The 20,606-nt window shown below is 63.6% G+C and carries 15 protein-coding genes and 1 pseudogene; 10 read left to right on the forward strand and 6 right to left on the reverse strand.

Translation table 11 applies throughout. From position 1 onward, the window contains the following. Positions 1-48 precede the first annotated feature (48 nt). From FJ428_RS01840 to FJ428_RS01850, 3 genes are read left to right on the forward strand one after another with little or no spacing between them, the layout of a single operon-like run. A complete protein-coding gene (locus FJ428_RS01840; protein ID WP_181167183.1) occupies positions 49-1,311 on the forward strand; it encodes a ribulose-bisphosphate carboxylase large subunit family protein in 1,263 nt (420 codons plus the stop codon). Between the two features lie 46 nt (positions 1,312-1,357). After that, positions 1,358-2,203: a phosphogluconate dehydrogenase C-terminal domain-containing protein gene (locus FJ428_RS01845; protein WP_140878829.1), complete on the forward strand. Its 846-nt coding sequence runs from the start codon at positions 1,358-1,360 to the stop codon at positions 2,201-2,203. A 57-nt stretch (positions 2,204-2,260) separates the two neighbouring features. Then, entirely contained in the window at positions 2,261-3,061 is an 801-nt protein-coding gene (locus tag FJ428_RS01850) for a sugar phosphate isomerase/epimerase (protein WP_140555467.1), read from the forward strand. A 36-nt stretch (positions 3,062-3,097) separates the two neighbouring features. On the opposite strand, the gene mtnA is transcribed toward FJ428_RS01850, so the two are convergent. Together mtnA and mtnK are read right to left on the reverse strand one after the other, a co-directional pair. After that, complete coding sequence (mtnA, locus tag FJ428_RS01855) at positions 3,098-4,192, reverse strand: S-methyl-5-thioribose-1-phosphate isomerase (protein WP_140878830.1); 1,095 nt, start codon at positions 4,190-4,192, stop codon at positions 3,098-3,100. Next, positions 4,189-5,460, reverse strand: a complete 1,272-nt coding sequence (gene mtnK / locus FJ428_RS01860) for an S-methyl-5-thioribose kinase (RefSeq protein WP_140878831.1) — start codon at positions 5,458-5,460, stop codon at positions 4,189-4,191. Before mtnK ends, mtnA begins: the two co-directional genes overlap by 4 nt. 134 nt (positions 5,461-5,594) lie before the next feature. Here mtnK and FJ428_RS01865 point away from each other — a divergent pair, with 134 nt between their 5' ends. From FJ428_RS01865 to FJ428_RS01875, 3 genes are all read left to right on the forward strand, one after another. Continuing rightward, the gene (locus tag FJ428_RS01865; RefSeq protein ID WP_140878832.1) at positions 5,595-7,106 is read left to right on the forward strand and encodes a sugar ABC transporter ATP-binding protein; all 1,512 of its coding nucleotides are present in this window, start codon (positions 5,595-5,597) and stop codon (positions 7,104-7,106) included. Positions 7,107-7,198: 92 nt separating this feature from the next. Next, entirely contained in the window at positions 7,199-8,194 is a 996-nt protein-coding gene (locus FJ428_RS01870) for an ABC transporter permease (RefSeq protein WP_140520875.1), read from the forward strand. Between the two features lie 40 nt (positions 8,195-8,234). Next, positions 8,235-9,287, forward strand: coding sequence for a substrate-binding domain-containing protein (locus tag FJ428_RS01875; RefSeq protein ID WP_140878833.1), 1,053 nt, complete (start codon positions 8,235-8,237; stop codon positions 9,285-9,287). A gap of 74 nt (positions 9,288-9,361) precedes the next feature. Here the strand turns inward: FJ428_RS01875 and FJ428_RS01880 are convergent. The 4 genes and pseudogenes from FJ428_RS01880 to FJ428_RS01895 form a co-directional block, all read right to left on the reverse strand. Further along, positions 9,362-9,629: pseudogene (locus FJ428_RS01880) on the reverse strand (type II toxin-antitoxin system YafQ family toxin). A gap of 1 nt (position 9,630) precedes the next feature. Continuing rightward, positions 9,631-9,888 carry a type II toxin-antitoxin system RelB/DinJ family antitoxin gene (locus FJ428_RS01885; protein WP_140878834.1) on the reverse strand — a complete coding sequence of 86 codons (258 nt, stop codon included), beginning with the start codon at positions 9,886-9,888 and terminating at the stop codon, positions 9,631-9,633. A gap of 84 nt (positions 9,889-9,972) precedes the next feature. Then, complete coding sequence (locus FJ428_RS01890; RefSeq protein WP_140878835.1) at positions 9,973-12,027, reverse strand: bifunctional aldolase/short-chain dehydrogenase; 2,055 nt, start codon at positions 12,025-12,027, stop codon at positions 9,973-9,975. A gap of 79 nt (positions 12,028-12,106) precedes the next feature. Further along, complete coding sequence (locus FJ428_RS01895) at positions 12,107-13,072, reverse strand: sugar-binding transcriptional regulator (RefSeq protein WP_140497839.1); 966 nt, start codon at positions 13,070-13,072, stop codon at positions 12,107-12,109. Between the two features lie 193 nt (positions 13,073-13,265). Between FJ428_RS01895 and FJ428_RS01900 the strand changes: the two genes are divergently transcribed. The 4 genes from FJ428_RS01900 (at position 13,266) to FJ428_RS01915 (ending at position 20,540) form a co-directional block, all read left to right on the forward strand. Next, positions 13,266-14,918, forward strand: coding sequence for an acyl-CoA synthetase (locus tag FJ428_RS01900; RefSeq protein ID WP_140878836.1), 1,653 nt, complete (start codon positions 13,266-13,268; stop codon positions 14,916-14,918). 413 nt (positions 14,919-15,331) lie between these two features. Then, positions 15,332-15,940: a TetR family transcriptional regulator gene (locus FJ428_RS01905; protein WP_140580697.1), complete on the forward strand. Its 609-nt coding sequence runs from the start codon at positions 15,332-15,334 to the stop codon at positions 15,938-15,940. Between the two features lie 56 nt (positions 15,941-15,996). Continuing rightward, on the forward strand, positions 15,997-17,142 hold the full coding sequence (locus FJ428_RS01910) for an efflux RND transporter periplasmic adaptor subunit (protein ID WP_140878837.1): 1,146 nt from the start codon (positions 15,997-15,999) through the stop codon (positions 17,140-17,142). 248 nt (positions 17,143-17,390) lie between these two features. After that, entirely contained in the window at positions 17,391-20,540 is a 3,150-nt protein-coding gene (locus FJ428_RS01915; protein WP_140878838.1) for an efflux RND transporter permease subunit, read from the forward strand. The last annotated feature ends 66 nt before the right edge of the window (positions 20,541-20,606 follow it).

Here is a 20,606-nt window from a genome sequence, read left to right on the forward strand (position 1 = left end):
GGTGCTAACGGTCACTCCGTGAACGTCATTCCAGTCGGGAAGCCTGCATTGTCCGGTCGCCTCCGCGCCACCTATCTGATCGAAACCCGCTACCCGCTGGAGGTTGCCGCGGCTGCGATGGCGGGCGAACAATCAAGCGGGACTTTCCGCGCCATACCCGGAGAAACGCCGGAGCTGCTGCGCAGGTTCGGAGCCCGCGTCGAATTCATCAGCGATGTTGCCGAGGTCGACAGCGAGGCGTTGCCGTTCTCGCGCTCGCCAAAAAATGCGACCGTGAGGCCGCACCGGGCCAAGGTGGGCCTTTCCTGGAACATCGAGAATACGGGGACAGTGCTGGCTTCGGTCTGGTCGACGGTTCTCGGCAATCTGTTCGAGCTGCATCATTTCTCGGCCATGCGTCTCCTCGACGTTACCTTTCCCGATGCCTTCGCGGATGCCTATCCAGGGCCGGCCTTCGCCGTCGAGGGAACGCGTCGCCTGACAAGCGTCGAAGGGCGCCCGCTGATCGGCACCATCGTCAAGCCGAGCGTTGGTCTTACCCCGCAGGAGACGGCAGCCCTGGCCGACACGCTGATTGCCGCGGGTCTTGATTTTATCAAGGACGACGAATTGATGGGAGACCCTCCGCATTCGCCGTTCGAACACCGGTTCGAAGCGGTCATGGCGGTGATAGACAGGCACGCCGACAGGACCGGGCGCAAGGTCATGTATGCGGCCAACATTTCCGGTGACATCGACGCCATGCGTCGCCAGCTGGATCTGATCGAGCGCCGTGGCGGGACCTGCGCCATGCTGGTCCTGAATTCCGTCGGCCTGTCCGCCGTCATCGAGATGCGTCGCCACTCCGCCGTTGCGCTGCACGGCCATCGGGCCGGCTGGGGCCTCTTCAGCCGCTCTCCCGATCTCGGCATGAGCTATCTCGCCTATCAGAAATTCTGGCGTCTGGCGGGCATCGACCACATGCACGTCAACGGGCTGTCCAACAAGTTCTGCGAGCCGGACGAATCGGTGATGGCGTCGGCCCATGGCTGTCTCACCCCGATGTTCGAGCGGGCTGGCCGTCCCGATACGGTCATGCCGGTGTTTTCGTCCGGGCAGACCGCTGTGCAGGCAGCCGAGACTTATACGAGGCTCGGCTCGGACGATTTCATCTATTGCTGCGGCGGCGGGATCATGGCGCATCCAGGCGGGCCGGCCGCCGGCGTTCGAAGCCTGCATGATGCTTTCGAAGCCGCGGCGGCAGGGGTTCCCGCACGCGACTACGCCGCCACGCATCCGGAGCTCGAAGCCGCGCTGCAAGCGTTCGGCTGAATCTGCGCCATCGGCGCGCCATCAAGGCAAATGGGAGAGAAAGCAAATGACGACATCCGTGGCGGTGCTTGGGGCCGGAGGGAAGATGGGCTTCCGCGTGACGCGCAAGCTTATCGAAGCGGGCTACGATGTCCGCGCCGTGGAGATCGGCGAGGCCGGCCGCAAGCGGCTGGGAGAGGCCGATATCGGCGCCGTCGCCATGGACGAGGGCATTGCCGGCGCCAAGGTGGTGGTAATGGCCCTGCCGGACAATATCATCGGCCAGGTGGCGCGGCAGATCTCGCCGATGCTTGCCGCGGGCACCATGATCCTCATTCTGGATGCGGCAGCGCCCTATGCCGGCGACTTGCCCGGCGATCGGCCGGATCTCACCTATTTTGTCGGCCATCCCTGCCATCCCCCGCTGTTCGGCGACGAGACGGAATGGGCCGCGCGTCGCGATTACCATGGCGGCATCGCCAGGCAATCGATCGTCTGTGCCCTGATGCAAGGTCCGGAAGAGCACTATGCGCTTGGCGAGGAAGTGTGCAGGGCCATGTGGTCGCCGATCATCGACAGCCATCGCGTCACGGTCGAACAATTGGCGATCCTGGAGCCGGGCCTGTCCGAAATGGTGGCCATGCCCTTCGTCGACACCATGGTCGAGGCTGTCGAGGAGTGCGAACGCAAATATGGCATTCCCAGGAAGGCCGCGATGGACTTCCTGATAGGCCATCTGAACGTCGAGATCGCCATGTGGTTCGGCTTCTCTCCGAAAGTGCCGTCCGATGCGGCGCTACGCCTGATGCGGTTCGCCAAGGGCGTCGTGGTCCGTGACGATTGGCGCGAAGCGCTGTCTCCTGCCAAGGTCAAGGAAGCCTCGGAATTGATCGTCTACGGCAAGGGAGCCTGAGCCCTGCCTTCGCCGCGCCGGACCTCGGTATCGACCGCGCTCTTCGATGGCTATCCCATGGAATTGGCCCTCGAGGAGATTGCGGCGGCCGGCGCCCTCCATGTCGAGCCGGCCTTCATCCGCGGCTATGTCGATTTCGACGAAGGCATGTTTGCGGCTGCGCACGCCGCGAAGTTGCGCCAGGCAGCGGAACATGCCGGGCTGGGGATCAATGCCGTGTCGGCTCATCTCGACCTGTCGGGGGCCGATGCCGTCGACGCCTTGTCCCGCCGCATCGGCTTTGCCGCCGGTCTTGGCGCGTCCTTCCTGATTACCAATGCCGGCCCGGCGAGAAACAGCGCGGCGATCCGCAAAACGATTGACGCCCTCCTGCCGAGGCTGGAGGAAGTCGGCATCGTCCTGGCGCTTGAAAACCCCGGACATGGCCAAGGCGATCTGCTCGGCAGTGCCCGGATGGGGGCAAGCTTCATTCGGGACATCGGATCGCGACACGTGCGCCTGAACCACGACGCCGGAAATGTCTTTACCTACAGCAACGAGACGGTGCAGCCGGCGCAAGATATCGCTGATGCCATCGATGCCGTTGGGCATGCCCATCTGAAGGATGTCGTCAGCACCGGGGAGGGATGGACATTTTGCGCCATCGGCGACGGCTCGATGGGCTACGGACCGTACTGGGCAACGCTTCCCGCGACGCTGCCGGTCAGCATCGAACTGCCATTGCGGCTGCGGCGCCCGCAGCGCCGTGATCCCCAACGGCGGAGCGCGCCGGTGGATATGGCCACCATTCGGAGCGCGCTGCGGCGTTCACTGGATTTCGTCAACTCGCTGGAGATCGCAAAGAGCAGCACCTTCTGAACGCGAAAGGTGGTTCCTGGCCTTTGCGAGAGCCGGCTATCCCCGCTCCGGGAACATCTCCTTTAGGCTCGCGCGCGAGGCCTTGGCGACGCCCCGTTCGGTAATCAGGCCGGTGACCAGCCGCGCCGGCGTCACGTCGAAGGCGGGGTTTGCCGCGGGCGTCGCTTCCGGCGAGACGCGCACCTGGGCGATCTCGCCGCTCGCGGTCTTGCCCCACACCAGCGAAACCTCGTCGCCCGAGCGTTCCTCGATCGGGATTTCGGCAAGCCCGTCGCCCACCGTCCAGTCGATGGTCGGCGAAGGCAGCGCGACATAGAACGGCACGTCGTTGTCTGCGGCGGCGAGTGCCTTCAAATAGGTGCCGATCTTGTTGCAGACGTCGCCGTCGGCCGTCGTGCGGTCGGTGCCGACGATGACCATGTCGATTGCGCCGCGCTGCATCAGATGGCCGCCGGCATTGTCGACGATCAGCGTGTGCGGCACGCCGTGGCCGGCCATCTCCCAGGCCGTCAACTGGGCGCCCTGGTTGCGCGGCCGCGTCTCGTCGACATAGACATGGACCGGAATGCCGGCCTCCGTTGCCAGGTAGATCGGCGCGGTGGCCGTGCCGTAGTCGACGGTAGCCAGCCAGCCGGCGTTGCAATGGGTCAGGATGTTGACGGTTTCGCCCGGCTTTTTGCGCGCCGCGATGTCCTTGATGATGGCGAGACCGTTCTCGCCGATGGCCCGATTGAGCCCGACATCCTCGTTGGCGATCTCGCTGGCGCGACGATAGGCGGCTGCGGCGCGTTGTTCCGTCGGCAGCGGCCGCAGGAACCGCCGCATCTCATCCAGCGCCCAGCGCAGATTGATCGCTGTGGGACGCGTCTCGTGGAGCGTCTCCCAGACGGCATCGAGCGCGGCATCCGCCGGATCGTCCGCCATCTGCATGGCAACGCCATAGGCAGCGGTGACACCGATCAGCGGCGCGCCGCGCACCCACATGTCGCGGATGGCGGTGGCGATGCCATTAACGGTGTCGACCTTCACGATACGGAAGTCATGCGGCAGCCAGCGCTGGTCAATGATCTCCACCGAGCGCCCATCGTCGCTCAGCCAGATGGTGCGATAGTGGCGCTCGCCGACGTTCAAATGCGGTTCTCCTGTTCGATCAGCGCGGCCAGGTTGTTGACCTCGTCGATGCTGTGAATATGACGCCTGTTGACGGCGATGTGGCGGCCGAACTTCAGCGCCTTCGCCTCACATGTGGCGCGCAGGTCTTCGTCGGCAATGGTCTCGAAATCGGCATTGTGGGCGAGGCCGAGGATGCGCCGGTGCACCTCGATGCCGGCAAAGCCGAGGAGGTCGTCCCAGATCTGGTGCAGCACATGGTCGAGCGCCTGCTCGGCGCCGAGCCTGTCGCCCCGATCCTCGAACAGGCTCTTTTGATAAAGCATGCCGTTGCGTTCCGTGCGCCACAGATGCGAGAATTCGGTGCGGAATACCGACCATGTCTGCGCCGTGACATCGAGCAGATAAGCGCGCATGGCGTCGCGCTTGCCGTTCTGCTCATGGCCCCGCTGCGAGAAGAAGGCCATCCAGAAATTGGCGAGCAGCATGCCGACGTCGAAGGCCATCGGCCCGTAGAAGGCGAACTCCGGGTCGATCATCCTGGTCTCTCTATCGGTGACCATAATCGAGCCGGAATGCAGGTCGCCATGCAGCAATGTCTCTGCATTGGCGGCGAACAGATGCTTCAGGCGCTGCGCTTCCACCTTGAGGTCGCGGTCGGCGCGCAACTCGGCGACCAGGGCGTCGAGCTGCGGCGAAGTGTGCCGGTTCATCTTGGCGTCGAAATAAGGATCGGAGAACACCAGATTCTCGGTGATGTCGCACAGCTCGACGTTGTCGGCGAACAGCGCCAGGTCCGCCTTGCGATCCTTGGTCACCATCGAGAAGTCGGAGCCGCGGAACAGGGTGCGGGCCATGAACAGCCCGATATCCCTGGCAATGTTCGGCAATTGCCGGCCCTCGATCAGCGCCCGCCGCAAAATGATGTGCGGCGACAGATACTCCATGATGATCAGCGCCTGGGTCTCGTCGAAATGGTAGATGGCCGGCACCGAGCCCGGCGCGCGCGCCTCCTGCCGTGTCAGCGCGTGATATTCGAAGAAGGAACGCTTCAGCGGCAGCGGCCAGCTGTCGCCGACCAGCCGGACATAGGGCAGGGCCTGCTTGACGACAGCCGCGCCCTTGTCGCCCTCGACGATGAAGACGAGGTTCAGATTGCCATCGCCGACCTCGCGCACCTTCCAGCGGCTGGTGTCCTCGCCGATGCGCTGGGTGAGCGCTTCGTTGCTGCCGAGCCGCGTGGCGAGCGTCTCCACCGACAGTGCTTCGAACGGCGTTTTCCCGGTCATCCTCACCTCTCCTGCTCGTCCCTCATAATAGCGGAGCCACGGCGGCGGGGCCAAGCTAGGTAGCGCACTGGCAATTGTCAATCGTGTTGACAATTGCCGATGTAGCCCATAGCGTCACCGTCAGGGAGGAACGCATGGTCGGCAGTGCCGTGTTCCGCGTAGAGGGACTGAAGAAATCTTTTGGCCGCAACGAGGTGCTTGGCGGCGTCTCGCTCGAACTCCATGCCGGTGAAGTGACCGTCCTGATGGGTGCCAACGGCGCCGGCAAATCCACCCTCGTCAAGATCGTCAGCGGCGTCTACGAGCGCGACGGCGGCACCATGACCCTGGCCGGCCAGGACTTTGCGCCGGGAAGACCGGCGGAAGCGATCCGCGCTGGCGTCGTCACCGTTCACCAGAACATCAATGACGGTGTCGTCGCCGACCTTGACGTGGCGACCAATCTGACATTGGACAGGCTGAGCGGCAGTGGCGCCCCGGTGCTCTTCAACCCGGTCCGTGTGCGTCGCGAGGCCAAGGCGGTTGCCGACCGCATGGACCTGGCGATCGACTTGAAGGCGCGCGTCAGCGATCTCTCGCTGGCCGATCGCCAGATGGTGGCGATTGCCCGCGCGCTGGCACATCAGCCGAAAGTGCTGATCCTCGACGAACCCACCTCATCGCTATCGAGCGCCGAAGCCGATCGGCTTTTTGCGCTGGTCGACAGGCTGCGCGCGCAAGGCGTGGCGATCCTCTATATCTCGCACCGCATGTCCGACATAAGGCGGCTTGCCGACCGCATCGTCTCGATGCGCGACGGCGCCGTGTCCGGCGTCTTTGACAAGAAGCCGCTCGACTACGAAGGTGCGGTCAATGCCATGCTCGGCCGCAAGATCCACCTCGACCAGATCGTCGCCAGGCACTCGGCCAAGGCGGTGCTGACCGTCGAAGGCCTGCGCATCGCCCAGGGCGCCAGGCCGATCTCGCTGACCCTTGGCGACGGCGAGGTCGTTGCCGTCACCGGGCTGGTCGGCGTCGGCAAGACAGCGCTTGCCGAGACGCTATTCGGCGTGCGCAGGCCGATCGCCGGCACCATGACGATGAACGGCAAACCCTACGCGCCGCGCTCGGCCGGCGATGCGATCGCCGCCGGCGTCTTCCTCATCGCCAAGGATCGCGCCACCAGCGGCATCGTCGGCGGCTTCAACATCGAGCGCAATGTCAGCCTGCCGTTCCTGAGGCGGATGTCGAACCTGGGCGTGCTCAAGCGCCGCCTCGAACGCGCCACGGCGCGCCGGCAGATCCAGGAACTGGGCATCGTCTGCCGCTCCGAGAAGGACGAGATGTCGGCATTGTCCGGCGGCAACCAGCAGAAGGTGATGGTCGCCCGCTGGATGGCGCAGGATGCAAGCCTGTTCATTCTCGATGAGCCGTTTCAGGGCGTCGACATCTCGGCGAGGCGCGACATCGCCGCCAAGCTGAGGGCAAGCGCCAATGGCCGCGCGACGCTTTTGTTCGTCACCGAACTCGACGAGGCGCTGGAGACGGCCGACCGTATCCTGGTGATGTCGGAGCAGACCATCGTCGGCGAACACCGCAACGCGGACATCGATCTCGATCGCCTGCTGGCCGAGGTGGCCGGCGGGCTGCCGCACCGCGCGGCTTGACCGGCTGGAATTGAAGAGCTGACGATGACAATTGGAATGGAGAGCATGGGTTCGAGTTGGGTAAAAACGGCAGCGGCGCGCGGGGGCGCTGAATGACGCAGCGCAACCACGCCATCCGCTACGGTTTCATCGTCCTGTTGTTCGGGCTCGTCGCTTATTTCGCGATCGCCGCCGACGGTTTCGTTTCGCCGCAAAGTGCGGTCTTCATTTTCCAGTCGGTCGCCATCACCGGCGTGCTGGCGCTTGGTGTCACCGCCACGCTGGTCGTTGGGGGTTTCGACCTGTCGATCGGCTCGGTCGCCACGTCAGCCATGATGGCGGCGGCCTATGTCATGGTGGTGCTGGAGCAGAACGCTGTCATCGCGGTCATCGTCTGCCTGCTGATCGGCGTTATCGTTGGGCTCATCAATGGTTGGCTGATCGTCTATATGCGCGTGCCGGACCTGCTGGCGACGCTCGGCATGATGTTCCTGCTGGTCGGCCTGCAGCGTATCCCGACCGAAGGCCGCTCGATCGCCACCGGCATGACCATGCCCGATGGCTCGGTCGCCAACGGCAAGTTCGGCGAGGCGTTCCTGGCGCTCGGCCGCCACCGCTTCGACTTCTTCATTCCCAATCTCGTTCCGGTCTCGGTCGTCGTCCTGGCGGTGCTCGCGGTGCTGATCTGGTTCTTCCTCGAATACACCCGCTTCGGCCGCATGATGTATGCAGTCGGCTCCAATGAGCGCGCCGCCGAACTCGCCGGCGCGCCTGTCAAGGCATACAAAATCTGGGCCTATATCATTTCAGGAGTTTTTGCCTCGATCGGCGGTATTTTGCTCGCCGCCCGGCTTGGACGCGGCGACATCGCCTCGGGTAATAATCTGCTGCTCGACGCCGTCGCCGCGGCGCTCATCGGCTACGCGGTGCTAGGCGCCGCCAAGCCGAACGCGTTCGGCACGGCTGTCGGCGCCGTCTTCGTCGGTGTCCTGCTGCAGGGCCTGACGATGATGAACGCGCCGTACTACACGCAGGATTTCATCAAGGGCGCCGTTCTGGTCGTCGCCCTTGTCTTCACCTTCGCTCTTTCCGGCAGGGGCAGGACATAGATTTCGACCGGGTTGCATTTCAACAAGTGGAGGAAACGACGTGAACATCACAAGAAGACTTTTGGGCAAGGCAGCGCTCGGGCTCGCCGGCGCGGCGTTGCTGATGCAGGGGACGGCCCTGGCTGCCGATCGCCCGGCACCGTTCGACAAGCCTGGCGTCAAGATCGCCCTGGTGCGCTATCTCTCGACCGGTGACTTCTTCCAGGCCTATCTGTCCGGCGTCGAGGCGCAGGCCAAGGCCCTCGGCGTCGACCTGCGCGTGCTCGACAGCCGCCAGGACGCCGCCCTCCAGGCCGACATGGTCGACCAGGCCATCGCGCTTGGCGTGCAGGGTATCATCATCCAGCACGGCCTGACGGAATCGATGAAGGACGCCGCCCAGCGCGCGGTCGACGCCGGCATCAAGGTGGTCGCTTTCGACGTCAACGTCGAAAACCCCAAGATCCCGCAGATCGAGCAGTCAGACCGCGACCTTGCGCGCCTCGCGCTCGAGCAGGCGGTCAAGGACAATGGCGAGAGCTGGAAGGCCGGCTATGTCTATGTCGCGGGCATCGCGCCGCTCGACCGCCGCAATGAAACATGGGTCGACGTGAAGAAGAAATACTCCGGCATCAACGAAGTCGCCATGTTCGGCACGCTGGACAACCCGATCGCCAACTCGGTCGCCAACCAGGCGCGCTCGGTGCTGACCGCCCATCCCGACATCAAGGTGATGTTTGCTCCCTATGACGAGTTCGCCAAGGGCGTGAAGATCGCCGTCGACGAGGCGGGCCTGAACAAGGACATCAAGATCTATTCGGCCGACATCTCGACCTCGGACATTGCGGCGATGCGCGAGCCCGACAGCGCCTGGGCGGCAACCGCGGCCACCAACCCGGCCGTCGTCGGCCAGGTCTCGGTGCGTGCGCTGGCGCAGCTGCTGGCCGGCGAAGACCCCGGCCACAACGTCGTCGTGCCGCCGACGCTGATCACCGAGAGGGACCTTCTCGACAAGGACATCAAGAACATGGAGGACCTGTCGGCCAAGCTGCCGCAGTTCGCCCATGCCGATGTCGCCATGCCCGCCTGGATGCCGAACCCGAACGCGAAGTAGGCCAATCGATATTGCAATTCGCTCACACTTGGAACAGCCGCTTGCAGCAACTGCAGGCGGCTTTTTTGCTGTCTTCATTCGTTGAACAGATCGGAGTAGGAGCCGGTGCGGGCAAGCCGCAGCTCATCGTCGGCAATGCGGTAGATCAAGAGCCAATCCGGTTCTACATGCGCATCCCGATAGTCTTTCCAGTCGCCTTTTAGAGGGGTGATCCTTATAACGCGCCGGCAGTCCGGCGATGAGCAGGCCCAACAACTCGCGCAATTTAGCGAGGTCTTTGCCACGCTTCTCCATGCGCTTAACGTCCCTGCGGAATTGCCCGGAGTGAACGGGCGTCGGCATGTCAGATGCCCAAATCCTTGAACAATTCGTCGGCTGACGCGAAACGCTTGCCTTTGCCTTTTTCCAATTCGGCCATGGCCTTTTGGGTGGTTGCGTTCGGCACCTTCACCGGAAAGGGAAATTCCTTGTCGGCGGCGACGCGGACCAGCAGCAGGCGAATGGCGTCGGAGACCGACAGTCCCATTGCCGCCAGGGCTTCGGTAGCCTGGACCTTTGTCGCGGCATCAATTCGAGCGCGGACAACCGTATCCGTAGCCATGTTGCGACTCCTTACTGTTGAGCCACAATGTAGCTACAAACGGGTGTTCTTGCAAGCCTGCCGTCTGCGCTGTGCGTGACCGTGCTACCGCAGCGCCGCCGCGATATTGCCGCCGTCGACCGTCGTTACGTCGGCGGTTGTGCGGTCGGCCAGCGCGTGGTGCAGGAAAGCCTGCGCCACGTCCTGCGCCGTCACCTCCTGGCCGAGCAGATTGCCGGACATGTACTCTTTTTCCGACACGCCGCGTGCGCCCGATCGGCTGGCGATCATGGCGTCGGTCAACAGCCCGGAGCGGATGCGGTCGGCATTGACGGCGTTGGAACGGATGCCATGCGCGCCGTAATCCAGTGCATATTGCCTGGACAGGAACAGCGTCGCCGCCTTCGGCACGCCGTAGGCGCCGAATTTCGGACCCGGATTGACCGCTTGCTTGGAGGTGTTGAACAGCAGTGCGCCGCCGGTACCCTGTTCGAGCATGATGCGCACCGCGTTCTGCGCCACCGACTGGTGGGCGAAGAAATTGAGCTCGAAGCTCTTGCGCAGCAGCGCGTCGTCAAGTTCGCCGATCCGGCCTTCCCAGGCGGCACCGGCATTGGACACCAATATGTCGACGCCGCCATACACGGCGACCGCCCTGTCGAAGGCTGCACGCACTTGGTCCGGATCGGTGATATCGGCGGCGACGCCGATCGAATTGTTGCCGGCCTTCTTCGCGGCATCAACGGCTTTTTCGCCATCGAGATCGACGACCACCGCATGCGCGCCATTGTCCGCAAACAGCTTGGCGGTCGCCGCACCGATCGCACCGGCACCGCCAGTGATCAGCACGACCTGGCCGGTCAGCGGCTTCGGCTTGTTGGAGGCGAGTTTGGCCTGTTCCAGCGACCAGTATTCGAGCGGGAACAGGTCGGCTTTGGAAAGCGGATGAAAACGGCCGACCGCCTCGGCGCCACGCACGGCCTCGATCCACATTTCGCCGACATCGGAAGCGATCCTGGCATCCTTCAGCGTGCGGCCATGGCCGAACATGCCGAGCCCCGGCACCAGCGTCAGCCGCGGCATCGGGTCGAGCATGGTGCGTTTGACGTCGTCGAGCGCGTCATTGGTCTCGAAATAGGCGCGGTATTCCTTGGCGAAGGCGTCGACATGGCTCTTGATGACGGCCTTGTAGTCGCCGGCCTTGTCCGCATCTGGCGCCGGCACCGCCATCGGCCCGGTCTTGATGCGGATCGACAGGTCCGGCGTCGACACGCCGCGCGCGGCGTAGTCGGCGATCTCGGCCGAATTGATGAAATCGACGATCGCATCCGAGGTGCGGAAATCGCTGATCATGCGGTCGAAGCGGCCTTCGCCGCGTGCCACCGCCACGGCGCCGCGCAACATAGGAGCGATGGAAGCCGGCGTCGCGAGCTTCGCCGGAAGCGCGGCCTTTGCCGCCCTCGGCTTGGCGTGGCTGGCAACATACTCCTCGGCGACATTCACATAATGGATCATCCGGTCGTAGGCCTGCTTGGCGTCGTCGCCGAAGGTGAAGATGCCGTGCTTGTCGAGGATCAGTCCTTCCACATCAGGGTCGGCGTCGAAAACATCGGCCGCCGCCTTGGCGAGGTCGAAGCCCGGCATGATGTAGGGCACGTAACCCATCTTGGCCCCGAACACCGTCTTCACCAGCGGCTTGCTGTCCTCCTGGTCGACGATCGCCAGGATGGCGGTCGAGTGCGTGTGGTCGACGAATTTGTGCGGCAGGAAGGCATGCAGCAAAGTCTCGACCGAAGGATTGGGCGAGGACGGATCGATGAGGTTCGCCCGCTGCAGCGCGACCATGTCCTCGTCGGAGAGCTTGTTCAGCGCGCGCGCCTTGATGAGCGCGCCCATCTTCACCGCCGGCAAGCCCTGCGGCTCGATGACGGCCATGTCCCAGCCGCTGCCCTTGACGCACAGCACGTCCCATTCGTCGCCGACGAGGTCGGTCGCCTTGGTCTTGCAGGAAGTGTTGCCGCCGCCATGCAGCACCAGTCGCGGTTCGCCGCCCAGCAGGCGCGTCGTGTAGACGCGCAGCGCGAGATCGCGTCCGACGCCTTTCTTTGCATAGTCGGCAACCATCTTCTCCGCGTCGCCGTCATTCCACAGGTTCTTCATTAGCTTCGTCCGGTTGCTGTCATAGTGGTGAAACAGGAATGCCACGACGCCTTGATGACGGGCGCGGCAGGAATGGTCTCTAGGATACCTTTTTGCCTGGCGCTCCGGCATGATCCAGAAGCCGCTGCGCCATATCGGCGCCGACCACCAGATGCGTGCAAAGGCCGCCGGCGATCGCAGCGAGCAGAGGTTCGAACTTGCTGTTCTCCTGCACCACCATCAGCCGCTTCTGAATGGCGCGCAGCGAGGAAAGCTCCGCCGAGATCACCCGCCGGTTGTAGCCGCAGTCGAGCACCTTGCCCTCGGCATCGATGATCTGCCCGGCAATGACGCCGGCCGCCCCTGCTTTGCGCAGGTCGGCCATTTCGTCTGATGTCAGCGCGCCGCATTTGACCAGATGGCTGTCGGCATCGACGGCGCCGACCGAATACAGCGCCAGATCGCATTCGTGGATGCTCGACAGCTGTTCGCGGATTACAGGCTCGGCCCGCAGGCCGCGCGCCAGCTCTTCTGTGGTCAGCACGAGCGGCGCGTAGAAATTGATGCCCTTGGCGTTGAGCCGCCGGGCGATCTCCATCGTGCACTGGTCGGGACGATAGGAATATGGCGCGCCGAGATTGCCGCAGAGCTGCACCACGGTGACATCCTGGAGATCGGCGTAGGACATGATGTCGGCGATCATGTAGACGGTGCGTCCCCAGGCGACGCCGATGCGGTCGCCTTTTTTCACCAGTTCGAGAAAGACGCTCGCCGCCAGCACCGCGATGTCGGTGGCGGGATCGGCGATATGGCCGTTTTCCGGCGCGATCCAGACCGCGTCGAGACCGAGTGCATCCTCGAGCTTGCGCGCCATGACGTCGTCGGTGAAAAGCTGGGTCGAGGTCGAGATGTTGACGATGCCGGTCTCTCGCGCCTTGCGCAGATACATGGCAACCGAGGCGCGGGAAATGTTAAGCTGGCTCGCCACCTGGTCCTGGCGCAGGCCATGCGCATAATAGAGCCAGGCGGCCTTGTGGATAAGTTGTTCTGCCGGTCGGATTGCCATGCCTTCTCCTCGGCTGACATTAGTCACGGCTCTCGACAAAAGTCAAACCGCGCGGAGGTACGCGATGCCTTTACGCGCGCCAAATCTAGATCATCATTGCGCCAGACGCGCTTTGTCGTGGCATCGTTGCTGGTGACGCGGCCCCAGCCTGTGGTTAGAACATGTCGGCAAAGGGACATACGGGGAGGACACGATGGGCAACCCTTACGAACAGGATCTCGACAGGAACGCTGCCAACCACCAGCCGCTGACGCCGCTCACCTATCTGGAGCGGGCAGCCAAGACCTATCCCGATCATGTCGCCATCATCCATGGCCGGCAGCGCGTGACGTATCGCGATTTCTGGCGGCGTTCGCTGCAGCTCGCCTCGGCGCTCTCCAGGCGCGGCATAGGCAAGGGCGACACGGTGACGGTGATGCTGTCGAACACGCCGCCGATGCTGGAGGCACATTTCGGCGTGCCAATGACCAAGGCGGTGTTGCATTCGCTCAACACTCGCCTCGACGCCGCCGTGATCGCTTTCCAGCTCGACCATGCCGGGACCAGCGTGCTTATTGTCGATCGCGAATTCTCCGGAGTGGTTCGGCAAGCGCTCGATCTGGCCAAGGTGAAGCCCCTGGTCATCGACTATGACGATCCCGACTACGCCGCGGACGCTCCCTATCCGAAGGGTGGTCGCATCGGCACTCTTGATTACGAGGCCTTCGTTGCCGAGGGCGAGGAGAATTTCGCCTGGTCGATGCCAGACGACGAGTGGGACGCCATTTCGCTCAACTACACCTCGGGCACGACAGGCAACCCGAAAGGCGTCGTTTACCATCATCGGGGTGCTGCCCTGATGGCCTACGCCAACACCGTCCATGCCGGCATGGCCAAGCATGCGGTCTATCTGTGGACGCTGCCGATGTTCCACTGCAATGGCTGGTGCTTTCCGTGGACCTTGGCCGTCCAGGCCGGCACCCATGTCTGTCTGCGCTGGGTTCGGCCGAAGCAGATCTACGACGCCATCGCCGACCATGACGTCACCCATCTGTGCGGCGCGCCGATCGTTATGTCGGTGCTGATCAACGCCAGGGATGAGGACAAGCGCCAGTTCCCGCAAGCCGTCACCTTCAACACGGCCGCCGCGCCGCCGCCGGAAGCGGTGCTCACCGGCATGGCCGATGCCGGCTTCGCCGTCACGCATCTCTATGGTCTGACCGAGACCTACGGCCCGGCGGTGGTGAACGAATGGCACAATGAGTGGGATCATCTGGAGAAGGGGCAGAGGGCCACGAGGAAGGCCAGGCAAGGCGTCCGCTACGCCGCGCTCGAAGGCCTCACGGTGATGGATCCCGAAACGATGACGCAGACGCCCGCCGACGGCCAGACCATCGGCGAGGTCATGTTTCGCGGCAACATCGTCATGAAAGGCTATCTCAGGAACCGCAAGGCCACCGACGAGGCGTTCGCCGGCGGCTGGTTCCACTCCGGCGATCTCGGCGTCATGCATGCGGATGGATATATCCAGCTCAAGGACCGCTCCAAGGACATCATCATTTCGGGCGGCGAGAACATTTCCTCGATCGAGGTCGAGGACGCGCTCTACAAGCACCCGTCCGTTGCGTCTTGCGGCGTGGTGGCGCGGGCGGACGAGAAATGGGGCGAGGTGCCGGTCGCCTATGTCGAGCTGAAGCCCGGCAAGACAGCGACCGAGGCCGAGATCATCGAGCATTGCCGTGCGCTGCTTGCCCGCTTCAAGCTGCCGAAAGCGGTGGTGTTCGCCGAGATTCCCAAGACCTCGACGGGGAAGATCCAGAAATTCCGGCTAAGGGAGATGGCGAAGAGTGGCAGCGCCAACTCGTAGCAGTTTGCACCAGCATCCGCGAGTTGGTCATCCCAGAGCGTTGCAGGAGCGAAGCTCCGTCGCGGAGCCCTAGGCTCCATGCCGCGACCCGGCAGCCGTGATCCGACGGCCGACAATGGCTTTCCAAGATTGTGGATGCTGGTCGGCCTAACCCTTTGAGCCGATTTATTTTTTTCGACAGAGGTCGCAGCATGGATTCTGAGAGTCTGCGCGTCGCTCCGCTCCTTGCTACGCCCTTGATGATGACGGGATGAGCGCCATTCGCAATCGGCAACGTCGGTCATTGCACACCTGCGACTGTCACCATCTGTCACCATTTTGTACGCGTACGCCGAATCCGCGTTGACATCGCGTTCCTTTCGATTTACGAGTGACGAAAATTAAAATTCATCACTAGTAAATCGAAAGAGGCTATGTCCGAAACCGCCAACCTCGTCGCCGATGCCGCTCGCCAGGAGAATGTAACGCGCATTCTCGATTGCGCTGAGCGCCTGTTCCGGCACTATGGCTACGGCAAGACCAATGTCGCCGACATTGCCCGCGAACTCGGCATGTCGCCAGCCAACATCTATCGCTTCTTTGCTTCCAAGGTCGAAATCCACCAGGCGGTCTGCGGCCGGATGCTCGGGGCCAGCTACAGGATGGCCTACGAGATCATGCATTTGCCGATCAGCGCCGAGGAACGGCTGCGGCGCTACGTGCACGCGCAGTACAAGATGACGATGGAGGTCATGCTCGACGACCAGAAGGTCCATGAGATGGTCATCGTCGCCCTCGAGCGCGATTGGGGCGTCATCGACAAGCATGTCGACAGTATCCATGATCTTTTTGCCGAGGTGATCCGCGAGGGCATCGCGGCCGGCGAATTCAGGGAACAGGATCCGGTGATTGCGTCGCGCTGCTTCGGCGCCGCCACGGTCATTTTGTGCCACCCGCAGATGGTGGCCCAGTGTCTTGCCAAGACCAACCGGGCGATGCCCGACGACCTCATCGAGTATGCGATCAAGGCCTTGAAGAAATAGCCGCCGCCCGCCGGGCGCCGGCAACGACAATCAATCTCCAGTTTGGGAGTGCTAAGGTGTCTTCGTCCAATTCCATTATCCGCTGGCTGCCCGTTGCCGGCCTGATCGTCGCGGCACTCGGCCTGGCCGGTTGTTCCCAGGAGAAGGCGGAGGTCAGGGATATCATCCGCCCCGTCAAGGTCGTCGAGATCGGCGCGGCGCAGACCACCCGCCAGCTCGATTACTCCGGCTCGGTGCGTGCTCGCACCGAGATGAATCTCGGCTTCCGCGTTGCCGGCAAGGTCACCGAGAGGCTCGTCGACATCGGCCAGCATGTCACCTCGGGCGACGTCCTCGCCCGCATCGATCCCTCCGATTACGAGCTTTCGGTCAAAAGCGCCGCGGCGAGCCTTGACGCCGCCGAGCGCCAGGTCGAGACGGTGGATCTCGCCAGGAAGCGCGCCGAGCAGCTTTATGCCAAGAATTTCGCGCCGAAATCGCAGCTCGAGCAGGCGACGCTGGCCTACAACCAGGCGGTCGCGACGCGCGATGCCGCCCGCTCGACCCTCGCCCAGGCTCAGAACCAGGTCCACTATACCGACCTCAAGGCGAGCGAGAACGGCATCGTCACCGCGGTCAGTGCCGATGTCGGCCAGGTGGTCGGTGCCGGCACGCCCGTGATGACGGTTGCCGTCGACGGCGAGAAGGAAGTGCTGATCGCGGTACCGGAAATGGATATTGCCGGCTTCAGGCCGGGCAAGGAGGTCAAGGCAAGCTTCTGGGCGGACGATGCGCTGACGCTTGCCGGCAAGGTCCGCGAAGTGGCCGGCAGCGCCGACCCGCAGTCGCGTACCTTCGCCGTTCGCGTCTCGCTCCCCAACGATCCGCGCGTGCTGCTCGGCATGACCGCCAACGTGCAGGCGACGGTCGACAGCAAGACCCAGCTCGTCTCGATCCCGCTTAGCGCCTTGGCTGAAAAGGATGGCCAGAAGATCGTCTGGGCCGTGGACCGCGGCAGCGACACCGTGCATTCGCGTCCGGTCAAGATCGCGAACTTCACCGCCGATGGCGTCGCGGTTGCCGACGGCCTCAAGCAGGGCGACGTCGTGGTTGCCGCTGGCACCCAGTTCATGACCGACGATCTGAAGGTCAAGCTGTCCGGCGACAGTCTCCAGCAGTCCGCCTCGGCGGCGGACGACGCTGCCACCAGCAGCCTGCGCTGACAGCCAGGCACTACGAAAGCCCCCCTGTCTTGGCGGCGCGAGCCGCAAGACCGGGCAGGCCATGGTTTCCGGGCGGCAGGCGCCCGATCGTCGAGACGCCGGCAAGATGGCTCCCCCGCATCATTGTCGCGTCACACGCGATGCGAGTCTCTCCGCTTGAGGGAGCTTCGCCGCCCGGAAGCCAGACGAAGTACGCATGAACGGCATGATGAACCTGCCCTGCAGATCAATTGGACTGGACTGGCGCCATGACCACCGACAGCAACACTGAAAAGCGGCCTTTCAACCTCTCGCGTTGGGCGATCGGGCATCCGAGCATCGCACGTTTCCTGTTCGGCCTGATCATCCTTGCCGGTGCGCTCGGCCTGATGCGCATGGGCCAGAAGGAAGATCCCGATTTCACCTTCCGCGTCATGGTCGTGCAGGCGATCTGGCCGGGTTCTTCGATCCAGGAGATGGAAGACCAGGTCGTCAACAAGATCGAACGCAAGCTGCAGGAAACGCCGCATCTCGACTTCGTGCGCTCCTATACGCGCGCCGGCAGCGCCATCATCACGGTTCAGATCAAGGGCGACACCAATGCTGCCCAGGTCAACGACGCCTTCTATCAGGTGCGCAAGAAGGTCGGCGACATAGCAGGCGATCTGCCGCAGGGCCTGCTCGGCCCCTATTTCAACGATGAATTCGGCGACACCTTCATCACCTTGCATTCGATCAGCGGCGATGGCTTCAGCTATCCCGAATTGAAGAAGTTCGCCATCCAGGCCCGCGATATGCTGCTGACGACGCCCGGCGTCGAAAAGGCGGTCATCATCGGCGACCAGCCCGAGAAGATCTATATCGACGTCTCGTCCAAGGCGCTGGCCGAGCGCGGCCTGACGCTGACTGACCTGCAGAACGCGATCAAGGGACAGAACAATGTCGACCCGGCAGGCTCTGTCGACACCGGCCTGCGCTCGGTCCGCATTTCGGTCGAGGGCGATGTCACCAGCGCCGCCGACATTCGCGAGCTGCGCTTGCGCGCCGGCAACCAGGTAACGCGCCTTGGCGATATCGCGACCGTGAGCTCGGGGCTGGAGGATCCCTTCGAGCGCAAGTATCGGTTCAATGGCCACGAGAGTGTCCAGCTCGGTGTCGTCATGGCCAAGGGCTTCAACGTCACCGATGTCGGCAAGGACGTCGAGGCGACCTATAGGCGCTTCGAGGAGGCGCTGCCGTATGGCGTCTCCGTCGACCAGATATCGGACCAGCCCGAGGTCGTCAGGGACGCTGTCAGCGAGTTCATGCATGCGCTCGGCGAAGCGCTGCTGATCGTGCTCGTCGTCTCGTTCCTGTCGATCGGCTGGCGCTCCGGACTTGTCATTGCCATCGCCATTCCGCTGGTCCTGGCCGCCACCTTCGCCATCATGTACGAGATCGGCATCGACCTGCAGCGCATTTCTCTCGGCGCCTTGATCATCGCGCTCGGCCTGCTTGTCGACGACGCCATGATCGTCGTCGAGATGATGGAACGCAAGCTGGAGGAGGGGCTGGTCAAGATCGAGGCGGCGGGTTTCGCCTATTCCTCGACCGCTTTCCCGATGCTGACCGGCACGCTGATCACCACCGCCGGCTTCATTCCGGTCGGCTTCGCCGCCTCCACTGCCGGCGAATATGTCCGCACGCTGTTCTACGTCGTCGGCATCGCGCTCGTCGTGTCCTGGTTCGTGGCGGTCTATTTCACGCCATGGCTGGGATATATGATCCTCAAGCAGCGCAAGCATGCCGGTTCCCATCACGACGTCTTCGACACCAGCTTCTATCGCCGGCTTCGCTCGACCGTTACCTGGGCCGTGCGCCATCGCATCATCGTGCTGACGATGACGCTGGTGACCTTCGCCGCCAGCCTGTGGGCCTTCCAGTTCATTCCGCAGAACTTCTTCCCGCAATCGTCTCGCCCGGAAATCCTCGTCGATCTCTGGCTGCCGGAAGGCACCAGCATCAAGGAAGTCGAGACGCAGGCCAAGGCGCTGGAAGCCAAGATGATGGACGACAAGGACAAGCGCTTCATCGCCACCTATATCGGTGAAGGCGCGCCGCGCTTCTTCCTGCCGCTGGACCAGCAGCTCAGGAATCCGAACTTCGCCCAGCTTCTTGTGATGGCCAATGACGAGCCGGCGCGCGAGCGGCTGATCGTCAAGCTGCGTACCATCCTGGCGCAGGACTTCCCCTCCATCCGCGGCAAGGTCGACCGCTTGTTCCTCGGGCCGCCGACAGGCTGGCCGGTGCAGATGCGCGTCATGGGTCCGGACCGCCAGGAAGTGCGGCGCATTGCCGACCAGGTGAAGGCGAAATTCCAGGCCAACCCGCTGCTCGGCGCCGTCCATGACGACTGGCTGGAACCTGTGCCGGCGATGAAGCTGGTCATCGACCAGGACCGCGCCCGCGCGCTGGGCGTCACCTCGCAACGCATTCGCCAGATGCTGCAGGCGTCCATGTCCGGCGCGCCGCTGGGCGACTTCCGCGACGGCGAAGAAACGGTGTCCATCGTCGCCCGCGAGCCGGATGCCAGCCGCGCGCTGCTGTCCTCGGTCGATTCCATCTACATCCCGACCGATTTCGGTGGCTTCGTGCCGCTGTCGCAGGTGGCCAAGGTTGTGCCGGTGCTGGAGCAAGGCGTCGAGTGGCGGCGCGACCGCTTGCCGACCATCAGCGTGCGGGCGACCTTGCCCGACGGCGTGCAGTCCAACGACGTCGTCACCAAGATGTACAACGACATGAAGGGCCTGCGCGACGGCCTGGCGCCCGGCTACAAGATCGAGATCCAGGGCGGTGCCGAGGATTCGGCGGAAAGCCAGGCTTCCATCGCCGCCAAGGCGCCGATCATGCTGGCCGTCATCGTCATATTGCTGATGGTCCAGCTGCAGCATTTCGGCAAGGCGATGCTGGTGCTGGCCACCGGTCCGCTCGGCATCATCGGTGCGGCCGCGGCCCTTTTGATCAGCGGCGCGCCGTTCGGCTTCGTCGCCATCCTCGGCGTCATCGCGCTGCTCGGCATCATCATGCGAAACTCCATCATCCTCGTCGACCAGATCGACCAGGACATCGCGAAAGGCATGGAACGCTCCGAAGCGATCATCGGCTCGGCTGTGCGCCGTTTCCGGCCGATCGTGTTGACGGCAATGACCGCGGTTCTGGCGCTGATCCCGATCTCGCGCGGCGTATTCTGGGGGCCGCTCGCCTACGCCATGATGGGCGGCATTCTGGTTGCAACCGTGCTCACCATCCTGGTGCTGCCCGCCGGCTACGCCCTGTTCTTCGGCCGCGAGCGCAAGAAGGTGCCGACCGACGAACAGACGCCCGAACCAGAAACCGTCGAAGGCGTCGAGAGGCCGCAACTCGCTTTGGCGGCTGAATGAACGAAATCGGCCGGTCTCATTTGAGACCGGCCAATTTCTGTTCTTGCGGAGCCGAAGGCCGCTTGC

Source organism: Mesorhizobium sp. B2-8-1 (assembly GCF_006440955.1).
Lineage (GTDB): Bacteria > Pseudomonadota > Alphaproteobacteria > Rhizobiales > Rhizobiaceae > Mesorhizobium.

Coding starts and splice junctions, on each gene's coding strand:
- FJ428_RS01845 (WP_140878829.1), top strand. CDS start 1,358: ATGACGACATCCGTGGCGGTGCTTGGGGCCGGAGGGAAGATGGGCTTC.
- FJ428_RS01850 (WP_140555467.1), top strand. CDS start 2,261: ATGGAATTGGCCCTCGAGGAGATTGCGGCGGCCGGCGCCCTCCATGTC.
- mtnK (WP_140878831.1), bottom strand. CDS start 5,460: ATGACCGGGAAAACGCCGTTCGAAGCACTGTCGGTGGAGACGCTCGCC.
- FJ428_RS01865 (WP_140878832.1), top strand. CDS start 5,595: ATGGTCGGCAGTGCCGTGTTCCGCGTAGAGGGACTGAAGAAATCTTTT.
- FJ428_RS01870 (WP_140520875.1), top strand. CDS start 7,199: ATGACGCAGCGCAACCACGCCATCCGCTACGGTTTCATCGTCCTGTTG.
- FJ428_RS01885 (WP_140878834.1), bottom strand. CDS start 9,888: ATGGCTACGGATACGGTTGTCCGCGCTCGAATTGATGCCGCGACAAAG.
- FJ428_RS01890 (WP_140878835.1), bottom strand. CDS start 12,027: ATGAAGAACCTGTGGAATGACGGCGACGCGGAGAAGATGGTTGCCGAC.
- FJ428_RS01895 (WP_140497839.1), bottom strand. CDS start 13,072: ATGGCAATCCGACCGGCAGAACAACTTATCCACAAGGCCGCCTGGCTC.
- FJ428_RS01900 (WP_140878836.1), top strand. CDS start 13,266: ATGGGCAACCCTTACGAACAGGATCTCGACAGGAACGCTGCCAACCAC.
- FJ428_RS01905 (WP_140580697.1), top strand. CDS start 15,332: ATGTCCGAAACCGCCAACCTCGTCGCCGATGCCGCTCGCCAGGAGAAT.
- FJ428_RS01915 (WP_140878838.1), top strand. CDS start 17,391: ATGACCACCGACAGCAACACTGAAAAGCGGCCTTTCAACCTCTCGCGT.